The organism is Allorhizobium sonneratiae, assembly GCF_023700755.1.
Taxonomy (GTDB): Bacteria; Pseudomonadota; Alphaproteobacteria; order Rhizobiales; family Rhizobiaceae; genus Allorhizobium; species Allorhizobium sonneratiae.
Genome location: NZ_JAMKOJ010000001.1, coordinates 458,893 through 477,934, shown reverse-complemented (window position 1 = coordinate 477,934; position 19,042 = coordinate 458,893). Strand labels below are relative to the sequence as shown.

General features: G+C 58.0%; 19 protein-coding genes and 1 tRNA gene. 3 read left to right on the top strand and 17 right to left on the bottom strand.

Annotation, left to right across the window (positions count from 1 at the left end; translation table 11 throughout):
• Nucleotides 1-15: 15 nt before the first annotated feature.
• The 4 genes from NAC44_RS02105 to NAC44_RS02090 form a co-directional block, all read right to left on the bottom strand.
• Entirely contained in the window at nt 16-1,806 is a 1,791-nt protein-coding gene (locus NAC44_RS02105; RefSeq protein WP_250937303.1) for a tetratricopeptide repeat protein, read from the bottom strand.
• Between the two features lie 182 nt (nt 1,807-1,988).
• Nucleotides 1,989-2,906, bottom strand: a complete 918-nt coding sequence (gene puuE / locus NAC44_RS02100) for an allantoinase PuuE (protein WP_250937302.1) — start codon at nt 2,904-2,906, stop codon at nt 1,989-1,991.
• A gap of 62 nt (nt 2,907-2,968) precedes the next feature.
• Nucleotides 2,969-3,676: a DUF1045 domain-containing protein gene (locus NAC44_RS02095; protein WP_250937300.1), complete on the bottom strand. Its 708-nt coding sequence runs from the start codon at nt 3,674-3,676 to the stop codon at nt 2,969-2,971.
• Between the two features lie 105 nt (nt 3,677-3,781).
• A complete protein-coding gene (locus NAC44_RS02090) occupies nt 3,782-5,029 on the bottom strand; it encodes an NAD(P)/FAD-dependent oxidoreductase (protein ID WP_420839837.1) in 1,248 nt (415 codons plus the stop codon).
• Here NAC44_RS02090 and mnmC2 point away from each other — a divergent pair.
• Nucleotides 5,028-5,792, top strand: coding sequence for a tRNA (5-methylaminomethyl-2-thiouridine)(34)-methyltransferase MnmC2 (gene mnmC2, locus NAC44_RS02085; protein ID WP_250937299.1), 765 nt, complete (start codon nt 5,028-5,030; stop codon nt 5,790-5,792). The genes NAC44_RS02090 and mnmC2 overlap by 2 nt on opposite strands.
• Before the next feature lie 138 nt (nt 5,793-5,930).
• Here the strand turns inward: mnmC2 and NAC44_RS02080 are convergent, their stop codons facing one another.
• Entirely contained in the window at nt 5,931-9,158 is a 3,228-nt protein-coding gene (locus tag NAC44_RS02080; protein ID WP_250937297.1) for a PAS-domain containing protein, read from the bottom strand.
• A 1,193-nt stretch (nt 9,159-10,351) separates the two neighbouring features.
• On the opposite strand from NAC44_RS02080, the gene NAC44_RS02075 reads away from it, so the two are divergent.
• Nucleotides 10,352-10,570: a hypothetical protein gene (locus NAC44_RS02075; protein ID WP_250937295.1), complete on the top strand. Its 219-nt coding sequence runs from the start codon at nt 10,352-10,354 to the stop codon at nt 10,568-10,570.
• A 74-nt stretch (nt 10,571-10,644) separates the two neighbouring features.
• Here NAC44_RS02075 and NAC44_RS02070 read toward each other — a convergent pair whose 3' ends face one another.
• Together NAC44_RS02070 and NAC44_RS02065 are read right to left on the bottom strand one after the other, a co-directional pair.
• Nucleotides 10,645-11,118: a MarR family winged helix-turn-helix transcriptional regulator gene (locus NAC44_RS02070; protein WP_250937293.1), complete on the bottom strand. Its 474-nt coding sequence runs from the start codon at nt 11,116-11,118 to the stop codon at nt 10,645-10,647.
• A gap of 131 nt (nt 11,119-11,249) precedes the next feature.
• On the bottom strand, nt 11,250-11,438 hold the full coding sequence (locus tag NAC44_RS02065; protein WP_250937292.1) for a hypothetical protein: 189 nt from the start codon (nt 11,436-11,438) through the stop codon (nt 11,250-11,252).
• A gap of 115 nt (nt 11,439-11,553) precedes the next feature.
• On the opposite strand from NAC44_RS02065, the gene NAC44_RS02060 reads away from it, so the two are divergent.
• Nucleotides 11,554-11,630: transfer RNA gene (locus NAC44_RS02060), tRNA-Arg, on the top strand.
• 191 nt (nt 11,631-11,821) lie between these two features.
• On the opposite strand, the gene NAC44_RS02055 is transcribed toward NAC44_RS02060, so the two are convergent.
• The 10 genes from NAC44_RS02055 to NAC44_RS02010 all read right to left on the bottom strand — a co-directional run bounded on the left by NAC44_RS02055 (nt 11,822) and on the right by NAC44_RS02010 (nt 18,490).
• Nucleotides 11,822-12,454 (bottom strand): class I SAM-dependent methyltransferase, encoded by a 633-nt coding sequence (locus NAC44_RS02055; RefSeq protein ID WP_250937290.1) that lies wholly within the window; start codon nt 12,452-12,454, stop codon nt 11,822-11,824.
• Nucleotides 12,451-13,932, bottom strand: a complete 1,482-nt coding sequence (locus tag NAC44_RS21310) for a methyltransferase domain-containing protein (RefSeq protein WP_250937288.1) — start codon at nt 13,930-13,932, stop codon at nt 12,451-12,453. The genes NAC44_RS02055 and NAC44_RS21310 overlap by 4 nt, the downstream gene beginning before the upstream one ends.
• The gene (locus NAC44_RS02045) at nt 13,929-14,126 is read right to left on the bottom strand and encodes a hypothetical protein (protein WP_250937287.1); all 198 of its coding nucleotides are present in this window, start codon (nt 14,124-14,126) and stop codon (nt 13,929-13,931) included. The genes NAC44_RS21310 and NAC44_RS02045 overlap by 4 nt, the downstream gene beginning before the upstream one ends.
• Nucleotides 14,104-14,301 carry a Com family DNA-binding transcriptional regulator gene (locus NAC44_RS21405; RefSeq protein ID WP_420839836.1) on the bottom strand — a complete coding sequence of 66 codons (198 nt, stop codon included), beginning with the start codon at nt 14,299-14,301 and terminating at the stop codon, nt 14,104-14,106. Before NAC44_RS21405 ends, NAC44_RS02045 begins: the two co-directional genes overlap by 23 nt.
• Before the next feature lie 170 nt (nt 14,302-14,471).
• Nucleotides 14,472-14,912, bottom strand: a complete 441-nt coding sequence (locus NAC44_RS02035) for a hypothetical protein (RefSeq protein WP_250937283.1) — start codon at nt 14,910-14,912, stop codon at nt 14,472-14,474.
• A gap of 10 nt (nt 14,913-14,922) precedes the next feature.
• On the bottom strand, nt 14,923-15,666 hold the full coding sequence (locus NAC44_RS02030; RefSeq protein WP_250937281.1) for a hypothetical protein: 744 nt from the start codon (nt 15,664-15,666) through the stop codon (nt 14,923-14,925).
• A 12-nt stretch (nt 15,667-15,678) separates the two neighbouring features.
• Nucleotides 15,679-16,227 (bottom strand): phage tail-collar fiber domain-containing protein, encoded by a 549-nt coding sequence (locus NAC44_RS02025; RefSeq protein WP_250937280.1) that lies wholly within the window; start codon nt 16,225-16,227, stop codon nt 15,679-15,681.
• Nucleotides 16,224-16,967: a phage tail protein I gene (locus tag NAC44_RS02020; RefSeq protein WP_250937278.1), complete on the bottom strand. Its 744-nt coding sequence runs from the start codon at nt 16,965-16,967 to the stop codon at nt 16,224-16,226. Before NAC44_RS02020 ends, NAC44_RS02025 begins: the two co-directional genes overlap by 4 nt.
• Nucleotides 16,960-18,093, bottom strand: a complete 1,134-nt coding sequence (locus NAC44_RS02015; protein WP_250937276.1) for a baseplate J/gp47 family protein — start codon at nt 18,091-18,093, stop codon at nt 16,960-16,962. Before NAC44_RS02015 ends, NAC44_RS02020 begins: the two co-directional genes overlap by 8 nt.
• Complete coding sequence (locus tag NAC44_RS02010) at nt 18,086-18,490, bottom strand: GPW/gp25 family protein (protein WP_250937274.1); 405 nt, start codon at nt 18,488-18,490, stop codon at nt 18,086-18,088. Before NAC44_RS02010 ends, NAC44_RS02015 begins: the two co-directional genes overlap by 8 nt.
• Nucleotides 18,491-19,042: the final 552 nt, after the last annotated feature.

Here is a 19,042-nt window from a genome sequence, read left to right as displayed (position 1 = left end):
AATCGCTGCACCTTTTCAACGGGCCGAGGTCTTCGCCACCTCGGCCAGCATCCGGGCAAAGGCTTGCTTTATCCGCAAAACATAGGGATTCTTATATTCAAAGCCGTAATTTCTCAGATGCACCAGCATGGAGGCATTAACCTCGAAAACCACCAATCGACCCTGACGATCGAGACCGCAATCGATGCCGAAATAATCAAGCCCGATGCGGTTTCGAATGGTTTCCAGCGCCGCCATCACATCGGGCTCGAAAAAGGCACGCGGATCGTCGAGAAAATCCTTTTCCTCGTCACGCATCCACTCCACCTCGGCCATGCGGGTCGAGGCGTGATGCACCTTCCAGCCATAACCGATCGCCAGATGATAGGGCAGAATTTCCTCCCCGACGAAAACCCAGCGATATTTGCGATAAAGGCCGTCGGCTGAGGCGTAATCGACATAATCCGTCAGATAGAGATCCTGACCGCCAGCCTCGCGCGAAAAGGCGAGCATGGCGTTTTCATCGTCGATCTTCTCCATCAGATCGCCGCCATGGGTGCCGGCATGACGCAGGATCAGCGGGAAATGCAAGCCGCTCTTCTGTTCAACGGCCTTTTCCAGTTCGTCTGCCGTGACGCGGCGGGTCTCAGGCAGCACGGTGGCGGGAATATCCTTAAGGCGGGCGGCAATCGCTTCGCGGTCGGTTCCGGCAATCTTCAGGGGCGGATTGACCACTGGCAGCGCGAGCGCATCGACCAGTGCCCTGACAGGCTCAAGAATAGCGGCAGACAGATCGACATCGGACACGAGATTGACCACGACATCGGCGCTCGCACGCAGGCTCTCCACATCATACTCCGCCCCCGGCAACACCAGAATGAGGTCAGCATCGAAACTGGCGCCTTCGACCATATCCTCGTAGGGCGTATTGCCGGCAAAGGGGGCAAACAGCATCAGCGCCTTCAGTTTCTCACCCGGCCCGGCTGCCCGGTAACGGCGCACCACGCCCTGCCTGCTGGCGGCAAGGAAATGGCGATAGGCCGCCTCTTCATTGCCCGTCGCCTTTTCCAAATGGCCGCATAAAAGCAGCGCATCGACATTGTCCGGTTTTTGCGCAAGTGCGCGGCGGGCAAGCTGCAGGGCCTCGTCGAGACGCTCGGTCTTTTCCAGCGCCTGCGCCTTGTTGCACAGGCAGTAGAAATCGTCCGGCGAGAGAGACAGGCCCTGATCATAGCCCTCGATCGCCTTGTCGAACTGGCCGCGCTTCTGCATCACATCGGCAAACAGACACCAGGCAGAGGCTTCTTCGGGCGCAAGCTCCAGCGCACGTGCGGCAGCGTGCAGCGCGCCTTGCAGATCGCCCGTTGCATCGAGCAGATTGCCCTTCTTGATGATCGCCAGCGCATAATCGGGGTCAAGCTGGATTGCCCGTTCCAGGCTGATCAGCGCCAGCCCGGTCTGGCCCTGATCGGCCAGGAGCACGCCGCGATGATACCAGGCGCTGGCATCGGCGGGCTTCAGCACCACCACTTTTTCAAAACAGGCAAGCGCCCGCTCGCCAGCGCCGCCTGACTTGATCAGCGCCATGCCGAGCCCATCCAGCGCAGACGGATCGTCCGGCAGAACGGCCAGCACTCTGTCGAACCAGCCGACCGCCTCCTGCCAGCGCTCACAGTCGAGCAGAAGAAAGGCCAACGTCTTGGCCATGACCGGATGCGAGGCCGTCAGGCGCTCGTTATCGATGAGGAGGCCCATGGCGACATCCCGCCGATCCCGATCGAGAAGGGTGGAAACCGCCCCCAAAAGCTCATCAAGAGTGGAAATCATGGGCAAGGATGATGCTAAGGCGGTCATGACATATCGCTTATCGAGGAAACGGGACGGATGGCTGAGGACAAAAACCTGCACCCTTCACACTGAAGGCACAGGTCGCCCTTCTTATCCCGAACAAGCGTAAGCCGCGAAACTGATGCGAGGCTGTCTGCCGCCCGCTGCTGCGCTCGCCCTCACTACACAGGTTTGTGATGCGCGTGCCAATGGTGGGCAATATCGATGCGCTTCGGGATCCACACCCTATCATGGGAGAGAACATACTCGATAAAGCGCTTGAGACCGGCAATACGGCCCGGACGCCCGACCAGACGGCAATGCAGCCCGATGGACATCATCTTTGCCTGACCATCCGCCCCTTCGGCATAGAGCGTGTCGAAGGCATCCTTAAGGTAGGTGAAAAACTGATCGCCGCTGTTAAAACCCTGCGCCGTGGCAAACCGCATGTCATTGGTATCGAGCGTATAGGGAATGATCAGGAAAGGCCTGCCCTGAAGATCCGGCACCCAGAAGGGCAGATCGTCGGAATAATTGTCGGAGGAATAGAGAAAACCGCCCTCCTCCATCACCAGCCGCAGCGTATTGTCAGACGGCTTGCCCTGATACATGCCGTAAGGCCGTTCACCGGCCACTTCCGTGTGCAGCCGCACGGCGTCCAGAATGTGCTGGCGCTCTGTCTCTTCGGGAACATCCTTGTATTCCAGCCAGCGATAGCCATGGCTGGCAATCTCCCAGCCTGCCTCGTTCATTGCCGCGACAGCTTCCGGGTTCCTCGCCATGGCCAGCGTGACGCCATAGACCGTGACCGGCACATCAAGCCCGGTGAACAGCCGGTGAAGCCGCCAGAAGCCAGCCCGTGAGCCGTATTCATAGAGCGATTCCATATTGAGATTGCGCTGGCCCGGCCAGGGCTGCGCCCCGACAATCTCCGACAGCAGGCATTCGGAAGCCGGATCGCCATCGAGAATGCAGCTTTCGCCGCCTTCCTCGTAATTGATGACGAATTGCACGGCGATACGTGCGTCACCTGGCCAGCGTGGATCGGGCGCATTGCGGCCATAACCGACGAGATTGCGGGGATAGTGGTTGTTTTGCATCGTTACACCCTCGTTTTGCCGCTGACGGTATAAAGCCGCAAGCCACTTGTCGAGGGGGCAATTCAGGCGATGCGCCGCGCCGACACCCGGCCCATCGGATGCAGGGAATGCACGACCAGCGGCGCACCCGCCTCCCGCTCGACAAACAGGGCAAGACTGGAAAATACCGGCGACATCTCAAGGCAGGAGGCAAAATAACCGCGCAAAACCGACAGGAACCGCTCCCGCTCATGCAACGGCAAAGGCCCGGTCAGCGGCATGGAGAAGCGGAATTCATCGAGAACATGCGGATCGCCCCAGCGGTAGAGATTGGCAAATTGCGGCGCGCTCAGCCGCTCGGGCACCATGCGGTCGATTTCGTCTTCCGTCAGCGGCGCGCGAAAACGGTCGAAGGCCTGCACCACCAGCCCCGCCAGCCGGTCGAGCGCCGGAGAGGGTTCGGCCAGCATCAACCCGCAATGATCGCCGAGACGGCCAATCTCCAGGGGCGGCAGGGAAAACGGCTCGATCATGCCGGCAAACTGCATCAGCTCGCGCAAAAGCATCGCCTCGCTCACTTCCGGATGCAGATGGAAAGGCGCCTTCAGACAGCCGTGAAACCCGTTGCGGCGCGGCAGCGCGGTGTGAAAGGCAATCTCCTGCAGACCGAGCCCCTTCACCTGCGGATGCTCGACCGCCTCGCCGGAATAGACGCTACGACCCAGCCAGCTTGCCGCGGCCTGAGCCAGCGGCTCTCGCGCTGAAGGTGTATAGCAAATCGAGTATCTCATGCCGCCATCTCCCGGAAAGCGACAGAATCAGGTCCTTCTGCCGCTTGTTGGCGATGGGAAATAGGCGATTTGCATGACACTATGACGAAGTGGCAAATGCTGTCTTCAACTATTTCGTGAATTTTTTTTGTCAGATGTGTGCCGATGCCCGGCACATTGCAGATGATGCGCCAGCGTAAACGAGGCCGGTAGAACCGGCCCCGATCCGAGGAGAGGCAAAAGTGCTGCCTGTGCCAGCCGGTGCGCAAGACCGAAACTGACCTTGAAACCACCGGTCAGCGCAATCAGCCGCGGCAGATCGGGATGCGGGCCGACCATCGGATCACGCTCGACGGCTTTCGGCCTGACCCCGGCCCAACGCTCCAGCACGGGGGCATTCCGGAAAGACGGGACAAGCGCTACTGCCCGCTGCAGAAGATCATCCAGTTGCGCATCGGTCGAGACAGGATCGTCATAGCGGTTTTCGCTGGTGCTGCCGATGGCGACAACCCCACCCTCCTGCGGCACGACATAAAGCCCGTCGAGATATAAAAGCGGCCAGGACGGATCGATATCCGCCTTCAGCAAGGCCGCCTGCCCCTTCACGCCCGTTCCAAGGCGCGGGCTGTCCGATCCCGGCGCGGCCCACTGCGACAAAAGGGCAAAACTCTCCACCCCGGCAGCCAGCACGACATGCGCGAAAGCAAGCTCACGTCCATCCGACAGCTGTGCCGATCCGGTATGTGGGTCAAGCCGCGTCAAAAACACCCCCTCCAGAAGCGTCACAGCCGGGTGATCCTCCAGCGCCCTTCTGAGAGCCGTCAGAAGATGGCGTGGAAACAGCCTTGCAGCCAGCGTATCGTGAACCAGCCCGCCCGCGGTAAAGGAGGGATCGGGCCAGTCTGAACCATAGGGCGAATGGTCCATGACCTGCCAGTGAAACGACCGGCTCTCACTCTGCCACACCGTTTCGGCATCGCGGCTGTGCCGTTCGGCAATGGCGCGTAAATGGTCTTTCGGCAGGGCAATCAGCCGCCCGCTGCGGCGATACCCGGTGGAAAGGCCGGTCTGCGCCTCCAGCGCGGCAATCTCCTCCTCCAGAGACACCAGCGCATCGAACTGGAACTGTTTTTTCTCCGACCATTTGTCCGGCATATGCGGCATCAGCGCGCCGAGTAACCCGCCGCTTGCACCCGCCCCAAGGCGCTCTTTCTCGACCAGCACGGTTCTCAGTCCGGCGCGCGCGGCAAACCAGGCCGCCCACAGGCCCATGATACCGCCACCGACAATCAGAAGATCAGTACCGCCCCCCACCCCTTTGGCCGCATCAGGCAATTGACCCGGCTTACGCATCGCATTATCGGCTGTTGTCATGACCCATTCCACGTTTGATCCGCACCATACGGACCTTGACACGGCACAGGCATCCTCGGTGGAACCGTCCCCTGTCTTGCCACCTCTTGTCTGGCATGAGGGCGATATGCCCTATTCGACCGCTTTTGGCGACCATTTTTACTGTCGCAGCGACGGTCGGGCTGAATGCGGCCATGTGTTCCTCACCGGCAACGGCCTTCCGGAGCGCTGGATCGGAAGAAGCGACTTCCGTATCGGCGAGCTTGGCTTCGGCACCGGCCTCAATGCCATGGAGAGCTGGCGGCAGTTCAAGGCGACCCGCAGGCCCGGCGACCGGCTGACCTTTACCTCTTTCGAGCTTTACCCGATGCAGGCAGAGGCCATCGGACGGGCGCTGTCGCGCTGGCCGGAGATCGAGGCGGAGCGGCAGGCGCTGCTCAGGCTCTGGCCCGCCGATCCGCAAGGCCGGATCGAATGCGAACTCGACGAGGCCACCCGGCTCGTCGTGATCTGCGGCGATGCGCTGACCACACTGTCGCAGATGAACACGCCCTTCGATGCCTGGTATCTCGACGGCTTTGCTCCGTCCCGCAACCCGGCCATGTGGTCACTCGATCTGATGCGCCGCCTTTTTGACCTCACCCGGCCCAGCGGTCGTTTTGCCACCTATGCCGCAGCCGGTTTCGTCCGCCGTAATCTGGCAGAGGCAGGTTTCAAGGTGGAAAGAAAACCGGGCTTTGCCGGGAAACGGGAAATGCTTTGCGGCGAAAAACCGATCGCCTGATCCTTGAGAGCGTCCTTTGTGCACCCAATATGGCAAAAAGGACGCTGTAACGCTTTCAATATGCTGCATATTGCGTTTCATTGTCTTCAATGAAACCATAACGGGCAGACGCACGCAGCCGATGCAAGGTTGAAACCATCAACTCATCCGCTGTCGCCGTGAACCGAGTTCCATATCCTCTTCATCGCAGCCTTGATTGGTGTCTTCCGACAGTGGTGTCACCTCGTTGTCCGCGCCGCCCGTGCCGATCTGGTCTTTCGCATTCATCCGCACGATACGCCGGCGCTGTCGCAGAAGATCGCTAACGGCAGACAGCATCGGTCTTGCCAACACCGGTTTGATGAGTTCTGCACGCAGGCCCCCGCCCAGATCCGTCATCCGGCCATGACCGACGCCATCCGCCGTGATCAGAAGAACGGCAAGATCGGCAAACCGCGGATCACCGCGAAGCCAGGCCAGAAGTGCTGCACCGCCCTTATGCGGCGCGAAAAGATCGACAATCAACACCTCGATAGGATCGCCAGCATCAGCCGCCGCTTCCAGAATGGAGCAGGCCATGTGCCAGTCATTCACCGCAGCTGCATCGAACTGCCATTGCAGAAGATGTTCGAGAAGACTATCGCATGCCAGCGGGTGACTATCGAAGGCCAGAACCCTCGCCCCCTGCAAGGCAGCGGACGCAATCCTATCCTGTCGCTCGCCTGACATGGCAAAGGGCAGCGTCACACGGACAGTCACGCCCCTGTCCACCTCGCTGTTCAAGGCGATCTCGCCGCCAAATGCCTTGACCAGACCCGTGGCGATGTTGAACGACAATCCCGCACCGCCTCGCCAGTGGCTTCCCTCCTCCTCCATCGGCGCAAAACGGCTAAAGGCCTGACCGATCTGCTCGCGTGTCAGGCCATGGCCGTTATCGACAATCTCGATGCGAAGATTAACCATGCTCTCTTCAGCCTGGACATCCTCATTGAGATCGATCAGCACATGCCCTTCCTGGGTTGCCTGAAGCGAAGCGCCGAGAAGCACGGTCAGAATCTGACGAAAGCGGCCAACATCGCCCTTAAGCATATGCCTGAGCCGTGTGGAGCCCCGCGCTATGATCTGCGAACCGGACTGTCGGGCTTCCCCCGCCATGAAACTCACCACCTCCTCCACCGCCTCCACGGGATCGAAAGGGGTGGCAGACAGGGTGATCTGTCCGCCATCGATGCGGGAAAATTCGATAATGTCATTGATCATGGTCAGGATCGACCGGCCCGATTTCAGGATCACATCGACGAATGTCTTCTGCCGCGCATCGAGATTCGAAGCAGCCAGCAATTCCGCCATGCCGAGAACCCCATTCATCGGGGTGCGGAACTCATGGCCCATATTGGCCAGAAAGCGGCTTTTCGTCCGGTCTGCAGCCTTTGCCTGGTGGGCAAGTTCGGTCAGTTCCGTCTCACGGCGCTTGTCAGAGGAAATATCGGTTGCCAGAATGAGAAGACGCTCCCGATAATTGCCCGTAATGTCCAGTCGCAGCCATTGCGCCTCTCCACACTGAAACTCGAAAGACACATGCCCATCCACGTCAAGCTGCCTGAGGAGAGACAGCCGCAATGTCTCCGGATCGCTGCCGAAATCGCCTCTGCGCCCACAGTAATCGTAGATATCCTGGAGAGGAACACCCTTCATCAACAGTTCGGGAGGAATATCCATCAAGTCGGCATATTTGCCGTTGGTGAACACCACCCTTGCCTTTTCCAGAACACACAGGCCCTGCGCCATGCCTGCGGTCGCGTCCTGCAGCAGAGCACCAAGTGCGCTCAACTGCGCTTTTGCATCATCTATTTCCCGACGATACTGGCGACTTTCGCTGAAATCGGTCATGACGACGACGATCTTGCGATCACTCAAACGGCTGAGATTGAGCACATATTGACGGCCATCGACAAATTCGACCGTGCGGAAATCGGCCCCCTGAAGTTTTTCATAATCCTCAGACCGACGCGCGACACTGCCCGCCTGATCCAGCCCATCGATCAGTGGCCAGCCATTGGTATAGGCGATGTCGAGAAAATCGCGTAGGCCGACGCCGTTCAAGTCAAGGCCTTCCGGCCATTTCAACATGTTTCTGGCGCGATCGTTGGAAAAACTGACGATCAGATCTTCATTCAGGATCATCACGCCTGTCGGCATGTCCCGCAAAATGGTGTCCATGTCCTGGCAGAGATGCTCTGCTTCCTGCCTTGCCTGCTCCATCTCGCGTTCACGCACCTTGACGAGGCTCAGATCGGCAAAAGTGCCAACGATGAAGGGCTCGCCTGCAGCAGTTTGGATCCGCTTGAGACTGGTCAGAACCGGCAGAACCTCTCCGTTTGGCAAGCTGACGACCTGCTCGATTTCCAGGCTGTTGCCGGTTTTGAGCACGCCGATATTTTCCTCGCGCATGATCTCGCCCGTCTCGGGAAACATCTCGTCTTCGCGCATTCCGTAAAACAGGCTGCGTTCCTTGCCGAGATAGGTTTCGTAGGCCGCGTTGGCAAAGATCAGACGGCGCTGGCTGTCACGCAGAAAAACAGGCTCTGGCACATGTTCGAGAGCAATCCGGTAAAGATCGTCCTCTCGGCTGTCATCGGCGTGAGCGCGCCGGGGTGCAGCCGTTGCAAAGATCAGATAATCGGCCTGCGGCAAACGACGCGCCCAAAGGCAAAGACACGGCGCCTGCCGAAGCCGATCGGAAAACATCCTGCCCTGATCCCGGCAGAGATCGTCCAGACCAACATGCTTGCCTTCAAGGGCGACACCCGTTTCATCCAGAGGCTGCAAACGCGTTAGAAAGGTCTGAATATGCGTCGACACAGTCAGGTCGATCTGCCAACCGGCCAGAAGACTTTGCGCCTCCGGATTGGCATGCATGATCCGTCCATCGGCCCCAATATGCAGGCCCGCCATCGGCAGATGATCGACCATCATTCTCCAGGAGGGTTTCAGTGCCGCCTCTTCTGTCGCAAGGGTCCGGGAAAGAATCCGTCCAGGCTGGTAACCACCATCGCGCATGGTCCGCCCCGACCGTTGCACACTGCCATCGGCTTTACGAGAAAGGCCGAAAATATAGGCGCTGCCCTCTTCGTCAAGAAAACGCTCGATCTGCAACCGCTCAATCGACCAGGACTGCTGTCCGAAGCATAAAGCAAGCTGCTCTTCACCAGAGGTCAGGCAGCGCCGCTCGACCTCCTCCCAGGCCTGATCCTCCGGTCGTCTCGTCACATCGCTGATCCGCCGCCCGCGCAGACATTCCGCGGGCTGACCAAAAAACTGTTCAAAGGCCGCATTCACGGCCATAAAGCGCAATTGATCGTCCTTGACGAAGGCTGGAATGGTCAAGTCTTCGATTTTGCGACAGGCAATTGCAAGAAGCCCCGCCTCAGCTTGCAAACACAGACCCCTTTCAACCGGAATCATTGCCCGGCATACATCACTCGTTTCTCATTCCAGTCGGGCGATCCGGTGAACCGACCATAACCTTGCTGGCAGGGCGCATCTAAATCCCCACCCTGGCAACTTAAAGCACATTGCGGCTTATCAGCCTCAGTCAACGTGCTTTAAGTGTTTGTTTTTTCGCATGTCCATTAGAATTTCCTTGAGAAAAATAAAACGCGACATGCTTTACTGCGACAGCTTCTTCTGGTGACAGGCAACCCCTCTTACGTTCACCACGTCTTCCTGAAAGGTTACCATTGCCAGTCCGACAAAACCAAGTTCGAGATCAACCGCAAAAGCATTTCTTAACACAATCTTTACAGCAGGCGTGCTCAAACCGGAATCGCTTACCAGCGGCGCGCGCCATATATCGCTGACCAATGTTCGCAGTAACGCTGCAGCCTTTCCTCATCGAACCGATTTAGAGCATCGTGCCGATTCTGATTTTCGGCACGATGCTCTCAGATTTTGTTTCCGCATCGGGTTTTCCGAAAACCGGCGCCCACTTTTCGGCCGATGCTCTCATCCTACAAAATTGTACAGTAAGCGATTCCTGTTTCAACACTTATACAGTATGCTTTCAGGGCTAAGGACCGAATCGCATGGACCATAAATTTGGTCAGCGCGGCATTCTTGCCATGACAAGGCGAGATAACCTCCATGAGCGTCAGGACAAACGCCTTAAGCCGAAACCGGATTAAGGGTAAGGTTGCGTGGCAAATTTACTGCACAAATGCTTAAATCAATATCGATTCAATGACAAAGTGATGCAGCAGATTTAGAGCATCATGCGATCAATATGATGCTCTAACAGGCTGCCGCAAAGCAAAACGGACATCTTGATGTTGCTAGGTCAATCGCTTTTTCAGTCCGTCGTGGATCGGCTCACTCGGGAAAACACCGAAACACCAGAGCCGAGCACAGCGGAAACTGGCTTTCGTATCCGCGGCCTCAATTCCAGCTTCGTTAAACCAACGGAAAATTCTGCAGCACCTGGCGGCCGCTGGGCTGAGGACCATTATCTGGATTTCATGCCGGATCGAGCGGACCTCCCCCACCCTGCCACGCAGAACCGGCAACAGGACGCCATCCCCGACATGCCTGCACATCTCAAGCGACTCTCAGCAGCCGAGATTGCTGAGGACCTTGGCCTGAGCGACAACGACACCAGTGAAAACCTTCACGCCAAACGCCGCGCCTATGCCTTGCACAACCATCCAGACAGAGTACATCCCGCCTTTCACGCCGCAGCCCATCATCGAATGACCCTTGCCAACCAGATGATAGACAGGGCTCTCAAACGCCTGTCACGCTGAGGTCAACCAAGCCGGCATTATAGCGGCACAGGACGAACCTCCAGATGAATGGCAAAACCGAGGGGCAACCTTCCTCAATCGGCAATAGACTTCAACAGGGCGATCAGTTCATCCCGCTTGCCTTCACCACCCAGGCGACCGATGAACTTGTCCTCATGCTCACGCCATTTCGGCAGAAGCGATTCGAGAAATTCATGCCCTGCATCTGTCAGGTGCAGATAATAGACACGACGATCGACCTCGGAGCGACGGCGTTCGATCAGCCCACGATTTTCAAGGCCATCGACAATCGCCACGAAATTTGCCCGCTGGATGGAAAGGGCCGCAGCCACATCACTTTGCTTGAGCCCGGAATTCTCCGCAATCAACGACAAAACCGAAAAATCGGCAGGCTTTATCCTCATGCCTCCCAGGACATCATTGAAATCCTGCATGATCGCCAACTGCGCCCGCCGAACCCTGAAACCCAGAGACTGCGAAAGAGCCGAATATTCCGGGAGGCCGCCTCTGAGCCCGGCTCCGTCTTCCATATGAAAATGATCTGTCATTGCCCCTTTTCCAATTCCATTGATTCCCTGCCCCACACAGGATCGAATCATTGCACGCGATACACCCCCTGATCCTTCCAGAAAACTTTACCCTTCTTTACAAAACTGCACAAGATCCGTCTCTCAGGAAATTATTCTAGAACAAAACGATTTAGCAACCCCTGAATGAGATCATTCTGAAAACCTAAAGCTTCCAAAAAGGCGTCACCTGCAAAAGAAAATAAAAAAATTATATAAAACATGCCATTAGACGGAAGAGCCGCATATTCTGCACAAAGCCTCACAGGCTGAGCCGGACGTTTGTTTCCCGGTTCAAGCATAAACAACTTCCTGTGTACGATTGCCATTTTGACCATTGATGCAGATCGAAGACTAGGCTATGTACGGCTCATAGCGTTGCAGGCGGACGACTGATAGAATCTGATGCCTATGACTGCACCCGTAGCTCAGCTGGATAGAGTGTTGGATTCCGATTCCAAAGGTCACAGGTTCGAATCCTGTCGGGTGCGCCATTAAAATCATTAGATTTTTTCGATTTTTAGCCTTGCGCTTACTGTAGCGAGATTGTCCCTTTGTCAAAGATGATCAACAGTTTTTGTGGCGCGGCGGAAGCTTCTGGACAAATTGGCGTTAGCTTCTGGACACCAGAATATGAAGTGCGAAGGGCGGCCAAGTCGCCGCCCATCTGTGTCAAGCGTCTCTCTCACCCGCGAATGATCCATCCGGCGAAATCGGCGAAGCGGAATATTTCGAGCGCTTCCCCTCCAAGTTCGTGCGGTTCGATGGGCCGTTGAATACCGGCAAGGCGCATTTCCTTTTCCGCCACCTCAGCGAATGACACACCAGCCTGTAACTTGCCGTTCCAGATCATGCGCATCATCACCGTTGCCTCATAGCCGGTTGCCGCCACGCATCTGTCGAAGATGACGATAGCCCCGCCCGGTTTGAGACGTGACCGCAGGCGGCGCATGAAGTCTGACCGCTCAGCCACCGGCATGAACATCAGCGTCAGAAACATCACTGCCACATCGAACCGCTCAAACTCGAAACTGCCAGCGTCAGCAATGACCAGCTCTCCGGGAGCCTGATAGGCCTTTGCCATATCCGCGCAATTGTCGATGCCGATCAGGCGCGCTTCACGGGCTTCGATGATGTCGCCGAGGGAGCGGCCCACATTGCCCGTCGAACAGCCGATATCGTAGATGAGGCCGCGCTGGGGGATATAGTGTCTGGCAATCAGGGCCACAGCGTCGGCAGCCACATCATACCAGGGCAGATGCTGGCGCACATGGCTGTCGAATTCGCGCTCCAATCCGTTAAAGGTCCAGTCTTTCACAGCGACACCCCCAGACGCTGCGAGAAGGCCGAGAGCGCCTTGTCGGCAAAGCCCATGCGGCCTTCGGGATAGGGCAAATCAAACTCGAACCGAAGCGCCTGGCGCAACCGGTCAAGATCGATAGGCTTCGGCCTGCGGCAAGTGGCCGTGACGTTATTAATGTGCAGGCCGATAGACACATCTTCGAACAAATCTTCGAAGAGACTGCGGAATTCGGAGGGCTGGAAATATCGTTGCACCTTGGGATTTGCGTTCAGCTCCGACACCGACATGCCCGGCTCATCGAGCAGGATGAAGCGGGCTGAACGGGCCGCCGTTTTCCCAAGGCCGATACCCTGCGAGGTTTCCACCCAGTTCGGATCATGCCGCGAGCGGGCCGCAGCAAACAGCGTGGTTTCCGGGTCGCACAATGCCGCGCAGATCGTCAGAATGTGACGCCGGTCAGCGTCAAAAGGCACGCTGTTGAGCACGCTCGACAGCAGAATGGATGTGAAGCGCTGCCCGTCCTTGACAGCGCGCAGAAAAGCAGAAGCGGAATACCGCCCTCGCTTTCGCGACGGCACACCGCCTGTTGAACGGAAAGGCTCGAATGTGGTCACACCAATGCCGATCTTGCGCAGCATCCGCGCCTCATCGCCATGGCCGCAACCGAAGTCGAGGATGCGCGGACCAAAGGTCGCCTTCAGACGCCCGGCATTGGCGCTGATCGAGAAATCTCTGCAACGCTCCTTGCCGCTTTCGCGCAAAGGAAACAGATAACCGCTGCCAAGCGCCTTTCGCCGCTGTCGGGCGCGGCGAAAGGCATTGGTCCGCAGCACATCCCTGAAGCCGTCATTCAGACGGAAATCCATACTCAGCCCGTTCATGACACGTCGGATCGCCTCGCCCTTTTCGCGTGAGACGACCACTGCGGGAAGAGTGGCCTCACCCCGTTCGGACGCATATTGCAGGCGTCCGATCCCGTTCAGAACAGTCCCGTCTTCATCCATGACGATCGGCATTCGAATGCCATATTCCCCCAGCTGGCGGGCGGCGTTACAGGCATAGCGGTTGAAGCCATGAAGGTTTGCCGCAAGCAGTGGAGCAATCGCGACATCAACCGGATTGCGACAGGGATAGGGATCATCCGCATCAGGCAGGCTTTCCAGCAGATGGCGCAGTGCCTCTGCATCCATCCGGTCATGATGAACATCCATCAGGGTAAAATCGTTGGTGGCGCGGTTAAAGGTCAGGTTAAGCCCTGCCGTGTCGCGGATATGTTTTGCCACCACATGAACAGGAATGGACCAGCCCAGACGCGCCGCCGCGTCTGAACGCTGATGACCGGACAGCAAGAGACCGTCCTGGCGGGCATAAAGCGGCAGGAGAAAACCGAATTTGCGCAAGGAACGCAGCACGAGGGCAAAACGCGCCTCGTCACGCTGGCGCGGATTGATCGGATCGTGATGAAACGCGCAGGGAGGATAGAGATCGCTCACAGTCCCAACCTCCGGCAAAGTTCGGCGGCGATGGCCGCTTTGGAAAAGCCGACCTCTGCAGTGAGCCGTGCTTCCCAAGCCTCAAAGGTCTGGCGCGGGATCAGGAGACCATGCGGCCCCACGCGCAAGGTGGCGTCGGGCTCTCTGGTCTTTTCGGGAAAATCGGCCGGATCACCGGCCTTGTGCTTCGTCATGGGATGCCGTTTTTCTCTGCCGCTCTTGTTGTTTTAGGCGGTCATGTTCGGGCTCGGCTGGCCTCATGTGATTGATGGTGCCGCAACGGCGGCATTTGATTTCGAGGTCACCGGCAAATGCCCGCCCCGCCTTGAACAAAAGGGCGGTGCATGTGCCGCAACGGATATTTTTCATTTTCTAACGCTCATGATTCCGATTATGACCGCGCTCTGCCTTCGGGCAGAACGGGTGGACAGTTGAGCGTTTCTTGATGTCGGACGGGGTTGGTCGCCAAACTTACACCCGTCTTCCGGGGCGTTGCCCCGGCACCCGGTAGCTATGCGTGGTTGGTTCCGCGACCGGCGTTAGAACTGCGCATAGAGATCGATCACGGCTTCAGGGCATTCCGGCCAGCTTGCGTCGCCGAGATAATCGGCGCTCATGTCATCGGCCAGTTCGGTGAACCGTTGCCGCATCGCCGTCACCCATTCGATGGACTGGCTGGCCGCATCGAGAATTGCCTTTTCCGCATCGCTGCGGCTGGAGGCCGTTTTGGCGCTGATCGTGGCGGTGATGGAGGTGACATTCATCTGCGCTTCCGCCGAACCGACCGCATAAATGCGGCGGCGGCATTCGGCCTTGACGGCTTCGCGGTGCGCGATGGCCTGCGCCGTTTCGATTGCGTCCGCAGGCACACCGGCAGTCGCCAGCGCCTCGGCGGTGAAGGCGGCATAAAGACGTCCCTCATGCGTCAAGGTGTAGCGCGGCGAAGATGATGGGGATGTGGGCAAAAGCATATCGGTCATCGGTCTCTCCTCAAAGCGCTGTCACGTTGGAGCGGAAATTCTTGATGGCATTCGGATCAGCGCTTGCGGCAACGCCGGGCAGAATATGGCCGCGCGCCGTTGAATCGATCACGGTTCCATCGAACCACAGATCAACCGGGTTGGTGTGCCACAGCCCATAGAGAACGGCTTTCGTGCTGGCATTTTCGGCGTAAATGCCTCCGGCCCACATGGTGACCGCCAGACCGCCATAAACGGCAAAAAGATTGAATGCCGTGGTTGTGGACGGAATATCGGGCATGACAATCTCGATATTGTCGAACCGCAGGGCAGCGCGGGAAAGAAGCTCAAGCCCACCCGGGAACGTCTCTCCATAAATGTTCGGCGCATTGCTGGCCATGGCGGTAAAACCGAGCTTGCGTTTCGGCACGGTCCGGTCACCGTTACTGCTCCTGCCATTGATCGAGATCGTCCCGGCATTGCTCCCGACCCGTTTTCGAATGGTCACATCTCCCAGGAGATTGATGTTGACCACGGAGACATGCGCTGTCGCTTCTATCGCCCGTTCAAACGTCATGAAGGCCGCAGCCACGCTCAGGCCGCTATTGCTGTCATTGCCATTGACCGGGTCCACCCAGACGGTGCGCGATGCGCCGGGGGCGGCGGCAACAGCGGCGGCAACCGCCGCATTGATGGCCGCCTCCTTGGTCTCGAAGGTGTTGAGAAGCGTGTTGACCCGGCTGACCAGCCCGGCAATATCTTCAGTCAAGCTCATGATTTGTCTCCATCAGGAAAGGCGATAATTGAGAGAAGCAACCTGCCGCTTCAGCTCGGCAAGCTCTGCCGCCTGCGCCATATGCCGGTTGAAATTGTCGGTGATGGCCGTTGCCAGCCGGGAAAACTCCACGCCGAAGAACAGCGACAGATCGACGTTTCCGGCCTGAACCGTGACGGCCCCTTGCGGCAGGGCTTCAAGGGTCAGATCGAAGGCGGTGACGATGGGAACGCCGTCCGTCTTATAGGCAAGCGGCGTCGCCGGATCGGACCAGACGGCCAGCAATGTGCCATCGGACAGGATCATGCCGCATTCGCGGATCCAGAAGCTCGGCCCGGCGTCGAGCAAGCCGGTCATGTGGATGGTGAAATCACCGACCCAGCTGCCACCCGCAATCGGAATGCGCAGCTTTTCCGATTTCAGCGCCGTTTCCTCGCCGCTTGGCGTATAGGCGCTGTCACCGAAGGCAAGATGCGACACCCTGGCGGAAAGCCCGTCGCGGCTGGCGTTAAAGACGGCGCGCATTCCGGCGCGGGTGAGAACGGGAACGAGAGCTTTCATGGGCGCACTTCCATGCTGGCTGTGATGAGTTGAACGCTGGCTAGGCCGATGGACGCGGCCAGAGCGGTGAGCGGGTGCTGTGAGACGGTCATGGCCGAAGGCCGCACGACAGAGAGTGCAGCGGCGGCGGTGGCCGCGCCGGTCCGCGCCTGCGGCATGGCGGTGACCGTGCGGGCCGATGGCTTGATCAGGGTTGCGGCCTGACCATCGGCGGCAAGGCTTGCCGAAGAGGAAAAGCCGACGCCGAGGGTAAAGCTGATCTCCTGCGACCAGCGCTGCACGGCGCGGATCACCCGCAAGACCGCATATTGGGTCTCGGCGGTCAAAAGCGCCTCCTGCCCGTCCAAAAGATGCTCGTTGATATAGGCGGTCACCTCATGGGTGTCGTGCGGACCGGGCGGCTGTTTCTGCCACCATTGCAGCCAGTCGACAGTCACGCCCAAGGCTCCAAGAGCCCGGCGCACACCGGCCACCGTTCCGGTCATGGCGTGAATATCCGGGGCGCGGGCAAGCAAACGCCGTACATGGGTTTCCAGAAGGCCGGGTGTCATGAAAGCGCTCATGCCAAGCTCGATGGTCATGATCGGCAGCAGTTTCGCATCCACCGCCAGCGGGTCCTGAATGAGCAGCGCCGAGGTCTGGAAAGTGCCAAGAATATCGGAGAGCGTGGCGGCGAAAGCGCGGGCGCGTTCGTCATTGATGCCGGGTGTGACCAGTGCGGCAGGGATCAGATCAGCCATCGGCGCGCACCTCGATTGTGACGGTCAGCGACGCCAGAACCGCAAACTGATGGGCGGCAAGATCGGTAAAGCCAAAGCCCTGCACGGCCACATCGCTCACCCCCGCAACCGCCTTGACGGCAGAGATGATGACGGAAGGCGCAAGCTGCGCGCCCAGCGCTTTCGTGTAACGGTCAAAGGCATCGACCGCCGCCGCCCGGCAGGCAGCCTCCAGCCCCGGCACGGCGGAAAGGCAGCGGATGGTCAGCGCCATATCGATCGCGACCGGCTCTGGCGATAAAACCGCCACATCGTCACCCATGGGGCGCAATGTTTCCGGGTCGAGATAGGCAAGGATTGCTGCCTTCAGTTCAGCAGATGGCAGGCCGATCTGCATCAGCGGATAGATATGAATAGAACCCGGCTCTGGCCGGATCACCGCCACATCGACAATCTGCGGATCGACGGCCAACACATGTTCGCGGTAGCCATTCTTCGGCCCGGTCTTGGCAATGGTGAAGAGCGCATTGACCACGCGAAGCCGGAAGCGTTCCGGGTCTTCAATGTCAGACCCGCCCGAAACCTCGGTGATATTGGATGCACTGGCAACATAGGCGATGGGGTCGAGAACATCGCTCACCGTGCCAGTGCCAAGGCCGTTCCAGCTTGCGCCCGTGGTTTGCGCCGTGGCCGTAACATCGCCGTTCAACGCTCCGGCTGGAATGATCAGATCGGTATCGGTGGCAAAGATCACCGCATTGCCAGCGCCCACGCGGGTTCCCGCCGCAATGGGGGTGTCTACATCCCGCACCGCTGATAGCGTAAACCGCAGCGTGGTGCTGGCTGCTTGCGCCAAAAGCCGGAAGGTGGAAACCGACGCGCCACAGTTTTCCAGATGCACCCCTTCGGCAAACACAGCGGTGTTTTGCAGGGTAGCGGTTTGGGCGGCTTCGGCCAGCAGCGCATGGGCATAGGCCATCAGCTCAATTAGAAACATCTCTGTTTGCGCAGGATACAGCGTGCGGCCACTGACCGCCTCGAACTTGGCTTTATACAGCCCCTTCAGCACCGAGGTATCACGCTCAAAAAATTCCGGCGCACCATTGGCCCGCAATTCTTCAATTGTGCGCTTGACGGGATCAGCCATAGGTGACCTCCGTCATCAACAGGTCATCCATCACGCTTTCAATCGGACGCCAGAACACTTGCGTCTTGAACCGGGAAAACGCCGTCATCACCACGGTGACCTGCTGCACCACAATGCGCGGCTCCCAGATGGTCAGCGCATCGGTGATCTCGCGGGTCAGGATCGGAATGCCCACATCCGGGTGCTTGTCGATGGCGGCCAGCACATCGCAACCCTTCTCCGGCTCGGTCGTAACCGAACCTTTGGGCGTTAGAATAATATTGGCAATCGACTGGTGCAGATCATCCACCGCCAGCACCACCGCGCCAAACACGTCAGCGCTCACGCCCGTTTCCGGGTTCAAGCGGCCCACTTTCAAGGACCAATGGCGGTGGGTGATGGTGTCTTTGTCGATCATGCCGGTAGGATAACTACCGGCAGAGGTGGAGATGACCGGACGTTAGGTCCGGTCTAGGACCAGAACAACCTAGATACTTCTTTTTTCTCTGCAATCAAAAAGTGAAAAATAGGCAATAAGATATATGAAAATCAGCTTATTGTGAATCTTTTGTTATTGCAAATACACTTGATGGAAATATCAATTTATGATTCCGGTGATATCAAGCTTGTGACAACAGCCTTCATCCTCAACGTATCTTCATACCGTATGTAGTTTCGATTTGACTCCGTTATGCGTCCTTCCAAATAACAGAAGCCAAATTTCTCCTAGGAGTGCCTAATGCAGTTTGAGCATACTGAGCCACAAACACCCATGGAGGAATTTTTCGATGGCCATTTTTGCATCAACGCATATGGTTTTTTAATACAAGCAAGTGACGGCGAAAAATTTAAACGATTTCTGAAAAATGGGAATGTCCCACCCCGTACTCCCGTATATGTAAACCCGGATTCCCCAGATACCCGAGGCATCGTCGACTGAGACGTGCGCATACTACAAGCCGATACCGCG

Coding starts and splice junctions, on each gene's coding strand:
- NAC44_RS02010 (WP_250937274.1), bottom strand. CDS start 18,490: ATGATCGACAAAGACACCATCACCCACCGCCATTGGTCCTTGAAAGTG.
- puuE (WP_250937302.1), bottom strand. CDS start 2,906: ATGCAAAACAACCACTATCCCCGCAATCTCGTCGGTTATGGCCGCAAT.
- NAC44_RS02090 (WP_420839837.1), bottom strand. CDS start 5,029: ATGACAACAGCCGATAATGCGATGCGTAAGCCGGGTCAATTGCCTGAT.
- NAC44_RS02025 (WP_250937280.1), bottom strand. CDS start 16,227: ATGAAAGCTCTCGTTCCCGTTCTCACCCGCGCCGGAATGCGCGCCGTC.
- NAC44_RS02015 (WP_250937276.1), bottom strand. CDS start 18,093: ATGGCTGATCCCGTCAAGCGCACAATTGAAGAATTGCGGGCCAATGGT.
- NAC44_RS02095 (WP_250937300.1), bottom strand. CDS start 3,676: ATGAGATACTCGATTTGCTATACACCTTCAGCGCGAGAGCCGCTGGCT.
- NAC44_RS02065 (WP_250937292.1), bottom strand. CDS start 11,438: ATGCTTGAACCGGGAAACAAACGTCCGGCTCAGCCTGTGAGGCTTTGT.
- mnmC2 (WP_250937299.1), top strand. CDS start 5,028: ATGACCCATTCCACGTTTGATCCGCACCATACGGACCTTGACACGGCA.
- NAC44_RS21405 (WP_420839836.1), bottom strand. CDS start 14,301: ATGAAAAATATCCGTTGCGGCACATGCACCGCCCTTTTGTTCAAGGCG.
- NAC44_RS02075 (WP_250937295.1), top strand. CDS start 10,352: ATGCCTGCACATCTCAAGCGACTCTCAGCAGCCGAGATTGCTGAGGAC.
- NAC44_RS02070 (WP_250937293.1), bottom strand. CDS start 11,118: ATGACAGATCATTTTCATATGGAAGACGGAGCCGGGCTCAGAGGCGGC.
- NAC44_RS02035 (WP_250937283.1), bottom strand. CDS start 14,912: ATGACCGATATGCTTTTGCCCACATCCCCATCATCTTCGCCGCGCTAC.
- NAC44_RS02020 (WP_250937278.1), bottom strand. CDS start 16,967: ATGGCTGATCTGATCCCTGCCGCACTGGTCACACCCGGCATCAATGAC.
- NAC44_RS02105 (WP_250937303.1), bottom strand. CDS start 1,806: ATGATTTCCACTCTTGATGAGCTTTTGGGGGCGGTTTCCACCCTTCTC.
- NAC44_RS02030 (WP_250937281.1), bottom strand. CDS start 15,666: ATGAGCTTGACTGAAGATATTGCCGGGCTGGTCAGCCGGGTCAACACG.
- NAC44_RS02045 (WP_250937287.1), bottom strand. CDS start 14,126: ATGACGAAGCACAAGGCCGGTGATCCGGCCGATTTTCCCGAAAAGACC.